General features: G+C 73.1%; 10 protein-coding genes. 9 read left to right on the top strand and 1 reads right to left on the bottom strand.

Annotated features, from left to right (window positions below; genetic code table 11):
• Positions 1-40 precede the first annotated feature (40 nt).
• The 5 genes from O7626_RS12330 to O7626_RS12310 all read left to right on the top strand — a co-directional run bounded on the left by O7626_RS12330 (position 41) and on the right by O7626_RS12310 (position 3,165).
• A complete protein-coding gene (locus O7626_RS12330) occupies positions 41-730 on the top strand; it encodes a hypothetical protein (protein WP_278061302.1) in 690 nt (229 codons plus the stop codon).
• Positions 727-1,170: a phage holin family protein gene (locus O7626_RS12325; protein WP_278061301.1), complete on the top strand. Its 444-nt coding sequence runs from the start codon at positions 727-729 to the stop codon at positions 1,168-1,170. Before O7626_RS12330 ends, O7626_RS12325 begins: the two co-directional genes overlap by 4 nt.
• Positions 1,167-1,829 (top strand): DUF3618 domain-containing protein, encoded by a 663-nt coding sequence (locus O7626_RS12320; RefSeq protein ID WP_278061300.1) that lies wholly within the window; start codon positions 1,167-1,169, stop codon positions 1,827-1,829. The genes O7626_RS12325 and O7626_RS12320 overlap by 4 nt, the downstream gene beginning before the upstream one ends.
• A 225-nt stretch (positions 1,830-2,054) precedes the next feature.
• Positions 2,055-2,279: a DUF2188 domain-containing protein gene (locus O7626_RS12315; RefSeq protein WP_278061299.1), complete on the top strand. Its 225-nt coding sequence runs from the start codon at positions 2,055-2,057 to the stop codon at positions 2,277-2,279.
• 154 nt (positions 2,280-2,433) lie between these two features.
• Positions 2,434-3,165 (top strand): DUF6766 family protein, encoded by a 732-nt coding sequence (locus O7626_RS12310; RefSeq protein WP_278061298.1) that lies wholly within the window; start codon positions 2,434-2,436, stop codon positions 3,163-3,165.
• Between the two features lie 20 nt (positions 3,166-3,185).
• On the opposite strand, the gene O7626_RS12305 is transcribed toward O7626_RS12310, so the two are convergent.
• The gene (locus tag O7626_RS12305; protein ID WP_278061297.1) at positions 3,186-3,416 is read right to left on the bottom strand and encodes a hypothetical protein; all 231 of its coding nucleotides are present in this window, start codon (positions 3,414-3,416) and stop codon (positions 3,186-3,188) included.
• A 282-nt stretch (positions 3,417-3,698) separates the two neighbouring features.
• On the opposite strand from O7626_RS12305, the gene O7626_RS12300 reads away from it, so the two are divergent.
• From O7626_RS12300 to O7626_RS12285, 4 genes are all read left to right on the top strand, one after another.
• A complete protein-coding gene (locus O7626_RS12300) occupies positions 3,699-9,263 on the top strand; it encodes a carboxyl transferase domain-containing protein (RefSeq protein ID WP_278061296.1) in 5,565 nt (1,854 codons plus the stop codon).
• 172 nt (positions 9,264-9,435) lie between these two features.
• Complete coding sequence (gene ppdK / locus O7626_RS12295) at positions 9,436-12,120, top strand: pyruvate, phosphate dikinase (protein ID WP_278061295.1); 2,685 nt, start codon at positions 9,436-9,438, stop codon at positions 12,118-12,120.
• 11 nt (positions 12,121-12,131) lie between these two features.
• Positions 12,132-12,596 (top strand): hypothetical protein, encoded by a 465-nt coding sequence (locus tag O7626_RS12290; RefSeq protein ID WP_278061294.1) that lies wholly within the window; start codon positions 12,132-12,134, stop codon positions 12,594-12,596.
• A gap of 83 nt (positions 12,597-12,679) precedes the next feature.
• Positions 12,680-13,273 carry a nitroreductase/quinone reductase family protein gene (locus tag O7626_RS12285; RefSeq protein WP_278061293.1) on the top strand — a complete coding sequence of 198 codons (594 nt, stop codon included), beginning with the start codon at positions 12,680-12,682 and terminating at the stop codon, positions 13,271-13,273.
• Positions 13,274-13,466: the final 193 nt, after the last annotated feature.

The raw sequence follows: 13,466 nt of genomic DNA, 5'->3' as shown, positions 1-13,466 counted from the left end.
AACCGGCCGCCGACACCGCAGGCGAAGCTGGGGGCGGAAGATGACACAGGACAGGAATGCCGACCCGTCCGGGGACGGTCACCGGTCGAAGACCCAGGTTGCGCAGCACGGCGCCATGGAGACCGGACAGCGGTTGACGCAGACCGGCGGGGGCCTCGCGCGCAACGCCGCCGACCGGGGGCGGGACGTCGCGACCGAGGCCGGCCGACAGGCCAACGAACTGATGGGACAGGCGTCGGCCCAGCTCAAGCAGCAGGCCGGCGCGCAGCAGGAGCGCGCCGCGTCCGGGCTGCGGGCACTCGGCGACGAGCTGCGGGCGATGTCCGAACGCAGCGAGCGCCCGGGAGTCGGCACGGACCTGGTCCGGCACGCGGCCGACCGGATCCAGCAGGCCGCCGGCTGGCTCGACCAGCGCGAACCCGGGATGGTACTCGACGACGTACGCGACTACGCCCGCCGCAACCCGGGACTCTTCCTCGCCGGTGCCGCCGTCGCCGGTGTGCTCGCCGGCCGGCTGACCCGGACCCGGGAGGCGTTGCACGGCGGTTCGTCGGGTCCAGATCCGGACGGACGGCAGGCCGGATCGCAGGGCCGGTCCGGCAACCCGGCGGGACAGTCACCCGGGATGGGCGACATACCGCAGGCTGGACAGCCGCACGGCAACCCGCTGCCGGAAGCCGGCCAGTACGGCGGACTCGGCGAGGGACGCGCCAGCGAGGTACGACGGTGAGCGTGTCGGCGGGCGGGCTCGGCGCCGACCGGGAGCGGGATCCCGCCCGTTCCTCGATCGGCGAACTGCTCGGCGCCGTCACCCGCGACACCTCGACCCTGGTCCGGCAGGAGATCCAGCTGGCAAAGCTGGAACTGCGGCAGGAGGTACGCACCGCGGGCCGGGTCGCCGGGATGTTCGGCGGTGCCGCGCTGGGTGCGCTGATGGTGCTGCTGTTCCTCTCGTACGCCCTGTGGTGGGGGTTGTCGAACGTGATGGACCAGGGGTGGGCGGCACTGGTGGTGGCCGGAGTGTGGGCCGTGGTCGCCGCCGTTCTCGTCGGGGTGGCCCGGCAACAGTCGCGCAGTCTCCGGCCACTGCCACAGACGTCGGAGTCGATCCGGCGGATGCCCGGCGCCATCCGGGACCGGACACAGCATCGATCGGGGGGACAGGGATGAGTACGGACCCAGGCTCGATCCGAGCCGACGCCGACCGCACCCAGGATCGTCTGGGTGAGAACCTGAACGCGCTCGGCGACCGGATGAACCCGCGCAGCATGGCGCACCAGCAGGCCGGCAGGGCCCGGGGTGCCTGGCAGCGGCTCCGGGAGTCGGTGATGGGCCGCACCGAGCACACCCGGCAGGAGATGAGCGGGGCGATGTCCCAGGCGCGGCAGGGAGCCCAGCACGCGCGCGGCGGCATGCACCAGGCCGGGGAGATGTCCCGGGCCGGGATCTCCTCGGCCGGCCACCGGGCACAGGCGCTGGGCCAGCAGACCCGGCAGGTGTCGGAGGGGCATCCGCTGGCGGCCGGGCTCGTCGCGTTCGGACTCGGGGTGCTGGCCTCCGCGCTGCTGCCGGCCGGCCCGGCGGAACGGCGGATGGTCGGCCGGCTCCGGGACGAGGTGACCGAGCACTCCGGCGCGCTGAAGCAGCAGGCCAGCGGCATGGCTGCGCAGGCGCAGCAGAACCTGCGGGAACCGGCCCAGCACGCGGTCGAGTCGGTCCGGTCCCGCGCCGGGCAGCACGCGGGCGAGATGCGGGACCAGGCACGCTCGTCGGCGGAGGAGCTGCGGGGACAGACCCGCGAGACGATGGGCGAGGTACGCCGCCGCTGACCGCTGGTCTGCCGGGCGGCTCCCGGGGCACCGGGTCCGAGCGCCGTCGCTGGTTGAGCTTCGCGGGTGGGGGCGGTGGCAGGTGTGCGCAGTGAATGTCGTGGTAGCGACAACAACTGCGCACACCCACCCGCCCAGCTCCGGGCCGGTGTGCTGATCAACTTTCCCGTTTTCCACGACCGTCGCCTGGGTAGCTCCTGCCTCGAAGGAGACAGGAGGCGCAGCATGGCCGAGCGGAGGCAGTACCACGTCGTCCCGGAGACCGACGGGTGGAAACTGGAAGACGATTCGGACGTCGTGGGGCGTTACTGCACCAAGGAGAGCGCGATCGCCGCCGGCCGGGCGGCGGCCCGGGCGAACCGGCCGAGTCGACTCGTCGTACACAAGTACTTCGGGCGGGTCGAGACGGAACACACCTACCCACACGGCCCGGTCACGTCCGCCGGGTGAGGCGGAGCCGCCGGCAGTCCTGCTCCCCGACACGCCCGCCGCCCCGCACGCCACGCCGTGACCGGGTTTTCCGGGAACTCCGGCAGGGAAGCAGGGCACGGGGAGAGACCCCCTGACCGAGGAGGGAACCTCCGGAACGAAGGAGGTTCCGGCAATGGGACGACAGACCGTCTCGGCGGAGCGGACCCGCGCCGGGCAGGCGACCGGTCCGGAGGGTGCGGCACGGGTACGTCGTTGGTTGCGCGACAACGGGCTGGCCGTGACGATGTTCGGCGCGTTCCTGCTCTTCCTCGTGTTGCAGAGCGTCTTCGGCTGGCAGACCCACAACGAGGAGCTGGTCCAGGCGGGGGTGCGTCCGCAGAGCTATCCCGGCTATCTCGGCACCGGACACTTCGCCGAGGCGGTCTTCGAGAACTGGGAGTCCGAGTTCCTCCAGATGGGCGCGTACGTGCTGCTCACCGTCTATCTGGTGCAGCGCGGCTCGGCCGAGTCCAAGACCGAGCCGGCCGAGGACCGGGCCGGTGACGACCCGGCCAGGGCGAAGTCGAACTCGCCCTGGCCGGTAGGCGCCGGTGGCCTGCTGCTGGTGCTCTACCGCAACAGCCTCTCCATCGCGCTCTTCCTGCTCTTCGGCGTCTCCTTCGTGCTGCACCTGCTCGGTGGCACCGCCGAGCACAACGAGCAGCAGGCGTTGGAGTCCGGCGCGCCGCCCGTCACCGCCTGGGAGTTCCTGGGCAGCAGCGACTTCTGGTTCCAGTCGATGCAGAACTGGCAGAGCGAGTTCCTCGCCGTCGGCACCCTGATCGTGCTCAGCGTCTTCCTGCGCCAGCACGGGTCGCCGGAGTCGAAGCCGGTGAACACCCCGCACCACGAGACCGGAGCCTGAGACCGACCGGGTACGCTCGGTCAGCTCGCCCGAGCGGCGCCCCGCCGGGCACGCCCCCTGGTGACGTACGGCAGCACGAACAGGTACAGGCCGGTGCCGAGGAGCAGGAAGAGCGGGAGCAGCGGCAGGTAGTACACCCAGGCGGCCGGCTCTGCCTGGGTCAGCACGGCGACGGTGGCGGCGACGACGGTCACCGTGAACGCGACGGACAGCCAGCGATGAGTCTGGCGGACCCACTTGTTCCAACGCAACGCAACCCTCCAGCAGGCAGATGGTCTGTTCCGGCCCGACGGGCCATGACGGTCACGCTATGTGCGGCGCCGCCGCCTCCGCTTCTCGATTCGTGACCGGTTCCCGGTCGGGTCCGAGGCGAGGACACAGCCAAAAGCTTTTGTGTGGTTCCTACAAACCGGGCCGCATACTGTTCGGTGCCTACGACATGGCGCCGCCGGTCCGCAGGCAGAAAAGTGATCACTGCGGGGGCGATCGCCCCGTGGCGGGTTCGTCGTGGGTCTACCGGAGGGGTCGGTCGGGTGTTCAGCCGTATCGCCATCGTCAACCGTGGTGAGGCCGCGATGCGGCTCATCCACGCGGTCCGGGAGCTGGCTGCGGAGACCGGGAGGCGGATCGAGACCGTCGCCCTCTACACCGAAGTCGACCGTACCGCCACGTTCGTGCGGGAAGCGGACATCGCGTACGATCTCGGTCCGGCCGCCGCCCGCCCGTACCTGGACATGGCGGCGCTGGAGCGCGCGCTGCTGCGGACCGGCGCCGACGCCGCCTGGGTCGGCTGGGGCTTCGTCGCCGAGGACCCGGCCTTCGCGGAACTCTGCGAGAAGATCGGGGTCACCTTCGTCGGGCCGAGCCCGGACGCCATGCGCCAACTCGGCGACAAGATCGGCGCGAAGCTCCTCGCCGAGGAGGTCGGGGTGCCGGTCGCGCCGTGGAGCCGGGGCGCGGTCGAGACCCTGGACGCCGCGCTGGTGGCGGCGGCCGAGATCGGTTATCCGCTGATGTTGAAGGCGACCGCCGGTGGCGGTGGACGCGGCATCCGGGTGATCACCAACGACGCCGAACTCGCCGACGCCTTCGAGCGGACCCGCCAGGAGGCGGCACGGGCCTTCGGCAGCGGTGTCGTCTTCCTGGAACGCCTGGTCACCGGCGCCCGGCACGTCGAGGTCCAGGTGATCGCCGACGGTCAGGGCACCGCCTGGGCGCTCGGCGTCCGGGACTGTTCGGTGCAGCGGCGCAACCAGAAGGTGATCGAGGAGTCGGCGTCGCCGGTGCTCGCTCCGGAGCAGGCGGCCGAGCTGAAGGCGTCGGCCGAGCGGCTCGCCGTCGCGGTCGGTTACCGGGGTGCGGCGACAGTCGAGTTCCTCTACCACCCCGGCGACCGGCTGTTCGCGTTCCTGGAGGTGAACACGCGGCTTCAGGTCGAGCATCCGATCACCGAGGCCACCACCGGGTTCGACCTGGTCAAGGCACAGTTGCAGGTGGCCTCGGGTGGCCGGCTGGAGGGCCGGCCACCGGTGGAGCGCGGGCACGCCGTCGAGGCCCGGCTCAACGCCGAGGACCCGGACCGCGACTTCGCGCCCTCCCCCGGCCGGATCGCCAGGCTGGACCTGCCGGCCGGGCCGGGCATCCGGGTGGACACCGGCGTCAGCGAGGGTGACACCATCCCCGCCGACTTCGACTCGATGATCGCCAAGGTCATCGCCTACGGCCGGGACCGTGCCGAGGCACTCGGCAGGCTGCGCCGGGCGATGGCCGAGACCACTGTGGTGATCGAGGGCGGCGCGACGAACAAGAGCTTCGTGCTCGACCTGCTCGACCAGCCCGAGGTCATCGACGCCAGCGCGGACACCGGCTGGATCGACCGGGTCCGCGGCGAGGGCCGGCTGGTCGCGCACCGGCACTCCGCCGTCGCGCTGGCGGCGGCGGCGATCGAGACGTACGAGGAGGAGGAGCGCGCCGAACGACGGCGGCTGCTGGCCACGGCGGCCGGCGGGCGCCCACAGGTGCAGCACGCCAGCGGCCGGCCACTGGACCTCAAGTTGCGCGGGGCCGGCTACCGGCTGCGGGTGGCCCGGGTCGGGCCGCACCGGTTCCGGGTCGGCATCGAGTCCGGCGGCGGGATCCGCACCGCCGACGTCGAACTCGACCGCTTCGACCGGCACAGCGGGCAGATCGTCGTCAACGGCAACCGGTACCGGCTGCTCACCGGCACGCACGGACCGACCCACCTGGTCGAGGTGGCCGGGGTGACGCACCGGGTCAGTCGGGACGAGGGCGGCGTGCTCCGCTCCCCCATGCCCGCGCTGGTGGTCGCCACCCCGCTGCGGGTCGGTGCCGAGGTCGAGGCCGGCGCGCCGGTGCTGGTGCTGGAGGCCATGAAGATGGAGACGGTGCTGCGGGCGCCGTTCAAGGCACGGCTGAAGGAGTGCACCGTCTCGGTCGGCAGCCAGGTGCAGGCCGGCGCCCCGCTGCTGCGGCTGGAGCCGCTCGGCGACGGCACCGACGACGGCCCGGCCGCCGCCTCCGTCAAGCTGGACCTGCCGGCCGCCCCCGACGAGGCTCCGGCGGACCAGCGCGTCCGGCGCGGCCAGGAGGACCTGCGCGGCCTGCTGCTCGGCTTCGACGTCGACCCGCACGACGACCGCCGGGTGCTCGACGACTACCTCGCCACCCGGCGGACGGCCATCGAGGCCGGCCACCGGCCGCTGGTCGCCGAACTCGACCTCGTCGACGTCTTCGCCAACCTCGCCGAGCTGAGCCGCAACCGGCCCGGCGGCGAGGACGGCGGCGGCGAGGCGCACGTGCACAGCGCCCGCGAGTACTTCCACACCTACCTACAGAGCCTCGACGTCGAGCGGGCCGGGCTGCCGGACGCGTTCCAGGCCAAGCTCGCCCGGGCGCTCGGGCACTACGGCGTCACCGAACTGGACCGGTCGCCGGAACTCGAGGCGGCGGTGTTCCGGATCTTCCTCGCCCAGCAGCGCGCCGCCGCCGACGCCGCCGTCGTCGTCGCTGCGCTGCTGCGCGACTGGCTGCGGGAGCCGCCGCCGGACGAGAGCCTGCGCGAGCCGGCCGGTCTCGCCCTGGAGCGGCTGATCGCCGCGACACAGGTCCGCTTCCCGGTGGTCGCCGACCTCGCCCGGGGCGTGGTCTTCGGCTGGTTCGCCCAGCCGCTGCTGCGGCGCAACCGCGCCCGCGTCTACGCCCGGGTCCGCGCCCACCTGCGGCACCTGGACGCCCGGCCGGACGCACCGGACCGCGCCGAGCGGATCGCCGAGATGGTACGCAGCACCGAGCCGCTGGTCCGGCTGCTCGGCCAGCGACTCGTCCGCGACCACCTCGACAACGCGGTGATGCTGGAGGTGCTCACCCGGCGGTACTACGGCAACAAGGGGCTGACCGGCGTGGCGACCCGGCAGGCCGCGGGCTGCACCTTCGTGGTCGCGCAGCGCGCCGACTCCCGCCTCGTCTCCGCCGCCGTACGCTTCGACGCGCTGGGCGGCGCCCTGCGCGGCCTAGCCGAGCTGGCCGGTGGCGGGGACGCCGTCGACGCCGACGTCTACCTCGGCTGGGAGAACCAGCCGGAGGACTTCGACGAGATGGCGAACGCGCTGCTGGAGGTGGTGAACGCGCATCCGCTGCCGGCGCAGGTCCGCCGGCTCACCACCACCGTCGCGGGTCGCGGCGGTGCGGTGATGCACCATCACTTCACGTTCCGACCCGTCAGCACGGAGACGACGGACGGGCAACCGGCCGGGACGGGCGACGGGCAGCGGGCTGGGATGGCCGAGGAGCGGCTGATCCGGGGGCTGCACCCGTACATCGCGCAGCGGATGCAGATCGAGCGGCTGCGCGAGTTCGACCTGACCCGGCTGCCGTCGGCGGACGAGGAGGTCTACCTCTTCCAGGGAGTGGCCCGGGAGAACCCGTCCGACCAGCGCCTGGTCGCCTTCGCACAGGTGCGCGACCTGACCGAGCTGCGCGAGCAGGACGGCCGGCTGGTGGCGCTGCCGACCACCGAGGACACCGTCGCCGCCTGCCTCGACTCGATCCGCCGGGCCCAGTCGCGCCGGCCGTCGAAGACCCGCTTCAACACCAACCGGATCGTGATCTACGTCTGGCCGCCGGTCGGCCTCACCCGGGAGGAGATGGAGATGATCGCCGGGCGGGTACGCCCGACGACCGCCGGAGCCGGGCTGGAGGAGATCCTCTTCATCGCCCGCCAGCGCGACCCCGCGACCGGCGCACTGACGAAGGTCGGCGTACGGATCTCCTTCGACGTGACCGGCGGTGCCGAGCTGACCATCGGCGAGCCGCCGACCGAGCCGGTCGAGCCGCTCGACGACTACCGGCTGAAGGTGCTCCGGGCGAGCAGCCGCAACACGGTGTACCCGTACGAGCTGACCGGGCTGCTCGGCGACTTCGTCGAGCACGATCTCGACGACGACCACACGCTGGTGCCCGTCGACCGGCCGAAGGGGCACAACCGGGCGGCGATCGTCGCCGGCCTGGTCAGCACCCCGACCGCCCGGCACCCGCAGGGCGTCACCCGGGTCGTGCTGCTCGGCGACCCGACCAAGTCGCTGGGTGCCCTGTCGGAGCCGGAGTGCCGCCGGGTGATCGCCGCACTCGACCTGGCGCAGCGGCTGGGGGTGCCACTGGAGTGGTACGCGCTCTCCGCCGGTGCCCGGATCTCCATGACGTCCGGCACCGAGAACATGGACTGGGTGGCGGCAGCGCTCAAGCGGATCGTCGAGTTCACCCAGGCCGGCGGTGAGATCAACATCGTGGTCGCCGGCATCAACGTCGGCGCGCAGCCGTACTGGAACGCCGAGGCGACGATGCTGATGCACACCAGGGGCATCCTGGTGATGACCCCCGAGTCGGCGATGGTGCTCACCGGCAAGCAGGCGCTGGACTTCTCCGGCGGAGTGTCGGCCGAGGACAACTTCGGCATCGGCGGCTACGACCGGGTGATGGGCCCGAACGGGCAGGCGCAGTACTGGGCGCCCGACCTGGCCGCCGCCCGGGACCTGCTGATGGCGCACTACGACCACACGTACCTGGCGCCGGGTGAGGCGACACCGCGCCGGGCGGCCAGCACCGACCCGGTCGACCGGGACATCCGGGACTTCCCGCACGCGGTGCCGGGCAGCGACTTCAACACCGTCGGCGAGATCTTCTCCGCCGAGGCGAACCCGGACCGGAAGAAGCCGTTCGACATCCGTACGGTGATGCGGGCGCTGGCCGACCAGGACCATCCGGTGCTGGAGCGCTGGGCCGGGATGGCCGACGCGGAGACCGCCGTCGTCCAGGACGTCTACCTCGGCGGCATCCCGGTCTGCCTGCTCGGCATCGAGTCCCGGACGGTGCCCCGGCGCGGCTTCCCGCCCACCGACGGCCCGGACTCCTACACGGCGGGCACGCTCTTCCCGGCGTCGTCCAAGAAGGCCGCCCGGGCGATCAACGCCGCCAGCGGCAACCGGCCGCTGGTGGTGCTGGCGAACCTGTCCGGCTTCGACGGCTCCCCGGAGTCGATGCGCAAGCTGCAACTGGAGTACGGCGCCGAGATCGGCCGGGCGGTCGTCAACTTCCGCGGACCGATCGTGTTCTGCGTGATCTCGCGGTACCACGGCGGCGCGTTCGTGGTCTTCTCCAAAACGCTGAACCCCGGGATGACCGTACTGGCGCTGGAGGGCTCGTTCGCCTCGGTGCTCGGCGGTGCCCCGGCCGCCGCCGCGGTCTTCGCCGGCGACGTCGACGCGCGCACCGCGGCCGACCCCCGGGTACGTGACCTGGAGGCCCGGGTGGCGTCCGCGTCCGGTGCGGACCGCGCGGCGCTGACCGCGGAACTCGACGAGCTGCGCCTGACGGTACGGGCCGAGAAGCTCGGCGAGGTGGCCACGGAGTTCGACCGCGTGCACAACATCCAGCGCGCCGTCGAGGTCGGCTCCGTCGACGCCGTCGTCCGGGCCGCCGAACTCCGCCCCCGGGTGATCGAGGCCATCGAGGCACACCTGCGGCGACCGGCCGGGGCCGGACAGCGCACCGACGACAGCGCGGCACCGGCGCCGGTCGGCTGAGCCCGGCTCGCCCGAGCCCCGGGGCGCAGCCGGCGACCGTCGGCTGCGCCCCGCGCCCCGTCGGGGCGAAGGTCCCGCCGGCACGGTCCCGTCCGGCCCTACGACGCGCGGCTCCCACCCTGTTACCAACAAGGTGACGATCCGCGTCGAGGGAGACGAGAGGCGGCCGGTGATGCCCAAGTACGTGTTCGACTTCATCGAGGGCGGCAAGGACCTGGCGGAGCTGCTCGGCGGCAAGGGCGCGAACCTGGCCGAGATGACCCGGCTGGGGCTGCCGGTGCCGCCCGGGTTCACGGTCAGCACCGAGGCGTGCCGCGGCTACCTGGCCACCGGCACCGTCCCGGCAGGACTGTTCGACCAGGTGAACCGGCATCTGCGACTGGTCGAGGACCGGTTCGGCAAGGTGTTCGGCGATCCCCGGGACCCGCTGCTGCTCTCGGTGCGGTCCGGCGGAAAATACTCCATGCCCGGGATGATGGAGACGATTCTCGACATCGGACTGACCGACGCGAGCGTACCGGGGCTGGCGGCGTGTTCCGGCGATCCCCGGGCGGCCTGGGACTCGTACCGGCGGCTGATCGCGATGTTCGGCCGGACCGTGCGGGGCGTGCCGGCCGAGGCGTTCGAGCGGGAGTTGGCGGCGCACCGGTCACACGCCGGGGTCGCCAACGACGCCGAGCTGACCGAGGCGGACCTGCGGCACCTGGTCGACGTCTACAAGAAGGTCTTCCACGACCACACCGGCCGGGACTTCCCGCAGGCGCCGCACGAGCAGCTCTACCAGGCCATCGAGGCGGTCTTCGCGTCCTGGAACACCGAGCGGGCCGTGCTGTACCGGCGGCAGGAGCACATCCCGCACGACCTCGGTACCGCCGTGAACGTGATGGCGATGGTCTTCGGCAACCTCGGCCCCGACTCCGGTACGGGGGTGGCCTTCACCCGCGACCCGGCCACCGGCGCCACTGGCGTGTACGGCGACTACCTGGCCAACGCGCAGGGCGAGGACGTGGTCGCCGGCATCCGGACCCCGGTGCCGCTGGAGGAGTTGGAGCGGCTCGACGCGCGCAGCTTCGCCCAGTTGACCTCGATCATGGCGATGCTGGAGCGGCACTACCGGGACCTGTGCGACATCGAGTTCACGATCGAGCGCGGGAAACTGTGGATGTTGCAGACCCGGGTCGGCAAGCGCACCCCGGCGGCGGCGTTCACCATCGCCGCCCAACTGGTCGACGAGGGTGTGATCGAGCTGGACGAGGCGCTGCTCCGGGTCACCGGTGCGCAACTCGACCAGCTCATGTTCCCGCGCTTCGACCGTACGGCGGCGCCTAAGCCGCTCGCGGTCGGCATACCGGCCTCGCCCGGCGCGGCCAGCGGACGGGTGGTCTTCGACGCGGTCCGGGCGGCACAGTGGGCGGCTACCGGCGAGCGGGTGATCCTGGTACGCCGGGAGACGAACCCGGACGACCTGCCCGGCATGATCGCCGCACAGGGCATCCTCACCTCCCGGGGCGGCAAGACGTCGCACGCCGCCGTGGTGGCGCGCGGCATGGGGCGGACCTGCGTGTGCGGGGCGGAGGCGCTGGACGTCGACGCGACCGGCAGGCGGTTCAGCGTGGCCGGGACGGTGGTGTCCGAGGGAGACGTCGTCTCGATCGACGGCACGACCGGGGAGGTCTTCCCGGGTGAGCTGCCGGTGCGTCCCTCGCCCGTCGCCAGGTACCTCCAGGGCGATGTGCCGGCAGCCGGGACGGACGCGCTGCTGGACGCCGTACACCGGTTGGTGACGCACGCCGACCGGGTGCGGCGGCTGGGGGTCCAGGCGAACGCCGACACCGGTGTGGACGCGGGCCGGGCCCGGCGGTTCGGTGCCGAAGGGATCGGGCTGTGCCGCACCGAGCACATGTTCCTCGGCGAGCGCCGGGCCCTGGTCGAGCGGCTCATCCTGGCCGACGGCGACGGTGAGCGGGCGGCAGCGCTGGCCGCCCTGCTGCCGTCGCAGCGCGCTGACTTCGTGCAGATCTTCGAGGCGATGGACGGCCTGCCGGTGACGGTACGGCTGCTGGACCCGCCGTTGCACGAGTTCCTGCCGCCGCTGGCCGAGCTGACCGCCCGGGTGGCCCGGGCCGAGGCGCTGGGCCGGGATCCGGGCCGGGACGGCGCGCTGCTGGCCGCGGTACGCCGGATGCACGAGCAGAACCCGATGCTGGGCCTGCGCGGGGTGCGGCTCGGCCTGGTGATCCCCGGGCTCTTCGCCATGCAGGTCCGGGCGATCGCGCAGGCCGCCGCCGACTGCGCGGCGCGCGGGTTGTCGCCACGCCCCGAGATCATGGTGCCGCTGGTCGCGACCGCGCCGGAACTGGCTGCGGTACGCGCCGAGGCGGAGCAGATCCTCGCCGAGACCGACGGGCTGCCCCCGGTGCCGATCGGCACGATGATCGAGGTACCCCGGGCGGCGTTGACCGCCGGTGAGATCGCCGGGGTGGCGGAGTTCTTCTCGTTCGGCACCAACGACCTGACCCAGCTCGGTTGGGGCTTCTCCCGGGACGACGTGGAGGGCGAGTTCTTCCCCCGCTACCTGGGGATGGGCATCTTCGGCGTCTCCCCGTTCGAGTCGATCGACACCTCGGGGGTGGGGCGGCTGGTGCGGATCGCCACCGAGGAGGGCCGGGCGGCCCGCCCCGACCTGAGGATCGGGGTCTGCGGCGAGCACGGCGGCGAGCCGGACTCGATCCACTTCTTCCACGACGCCGGCCTGGACTACGTCTCCTGCTCGCCGTTCCGGGTCCCGGTCGCCCGGCTGGAGGCCGGCCGCGCCGCGGTCGCCGCCCGGACGTCGACCACCTCTGACAGCCGTTAGCGAGGCCCGCGATGCCCGAGATCCTCCTGCATCCACCTGACGACCCGATCCCTCCCGCCGGACCACCGGCCGAACAGAGCACCCCACCCGGCACACCGGCCGAACAGAACACTCCCGTCGGACCACCGGTCGAGCTGGGCCGACCCGAGCCGGTCACGCTGGTGCCGGTGGTCCGGGGCCGCACCCACCCGCGCCCGGTCGGCGCGTACCTGCTGGCCGGCGGAACGGTCCGCTACCGGCCCGCGTTCGACGTGGAGGCCCTCGCGGCAGTGGTCCTGGCCGCCGCCGTCGTCACGGCGGTGGTGGTCCGCCGCCGGCCCGCCCCGGCCGTCGGCGGCATCCGAATGGGTCCCGGCGGCTGGGTGAGCCTCAAGGGCGTACCGGCACCCGGCCTGACCTCGGCCGGCCGACCTTGGTGGGCCCGGATCCTGCGGGCCCACCGGCTTGTCGTCGAACCGCCGAGCAGGACTCGGTGAGTTCCCGGGACATCGAGGTGCATCTCGTTGGTCCGGCCGGTCGGCCGGCCGGCCTGCACGTCCCGATCCGGAGAGGACAGATCATGACCGAGCGCGGGATCCCGGTCGGCCGCGGGACCGCCGGGTGGCACCGGTGCCTGCGGTGGATGTACCGGGGCGGCCGCCCGAACCGGCTGGCCCGGCTGCTCAACCGGATGTCGGCCTGGCAGTTCGCGGCCGGCCTGCTGGCCCACCCCAACTGGGTCACCCTGGAGGTGCCCGGACGGCGCACCGGCCGCCCGGTGGCGCTGCCGCTGGTCGTCGCCGACCTCGACGGCGAGCGTTACCTGGTGTCGATGCTCGGTCCGGACGCCAACTGGGTCCGCAACGTCCGCGCGGCCAGCGGCCGGGCCGTCCTCCGCCGGCACGGCGGCCGGGAACCGGTCCGGCTGCGGGCCGTACCGGCGGCCCGGCGGGCGCCGATCCTGCGCCGCTACCTCGACCTGGCCCCCGGCGCCCGACCGCACCTGCCGGTCCGGCAGGGTGCCCCGCTCGCCGAGTTCGAGCGGGTGGCAGCGCGCTTTCCGGTCTTCCGGATCACGCCGGATCCGCCAGACCTGCCAGCTCCACCAGATCCACCAGACCTGCCGGATCTGCCGGGTCCGCCGCCCGGTGTGCCGGGCGGCGTGGGCCCGTGACCTCGGTCCGGCCGGGAGCGTCGCGTCACACACCGCCGGTCGGTACCGAGGTCCCGGCCCCGACGGGACCTGTGGCCCTGCCCCGCCCGGTCCGGTCGGGGCGAGGCTGGGGGTGACCCCGGAGCGAGGGCGGACCGGCGGTACGCGGCAGTCCCGGCGACTGCCCGACCCGGCCCCGAGCCGACAGGAGGAG

Origin of the sequence: Micromonospora sp. WMMD1102, assembly GCF_029626265.1 — a bacterium.
Taxonomy (GTDB): domain Bacteria; phylum Actinomycetota; class Actinomycetes; order Mycobacteriales; family Micromonosporaceae; genus Plantactinospora.
The sequence above is the reverse complement of the archived record's forward strand: the minus strand, read 5'-3'. Positions and strand labels throughout refer to the sequence as shown.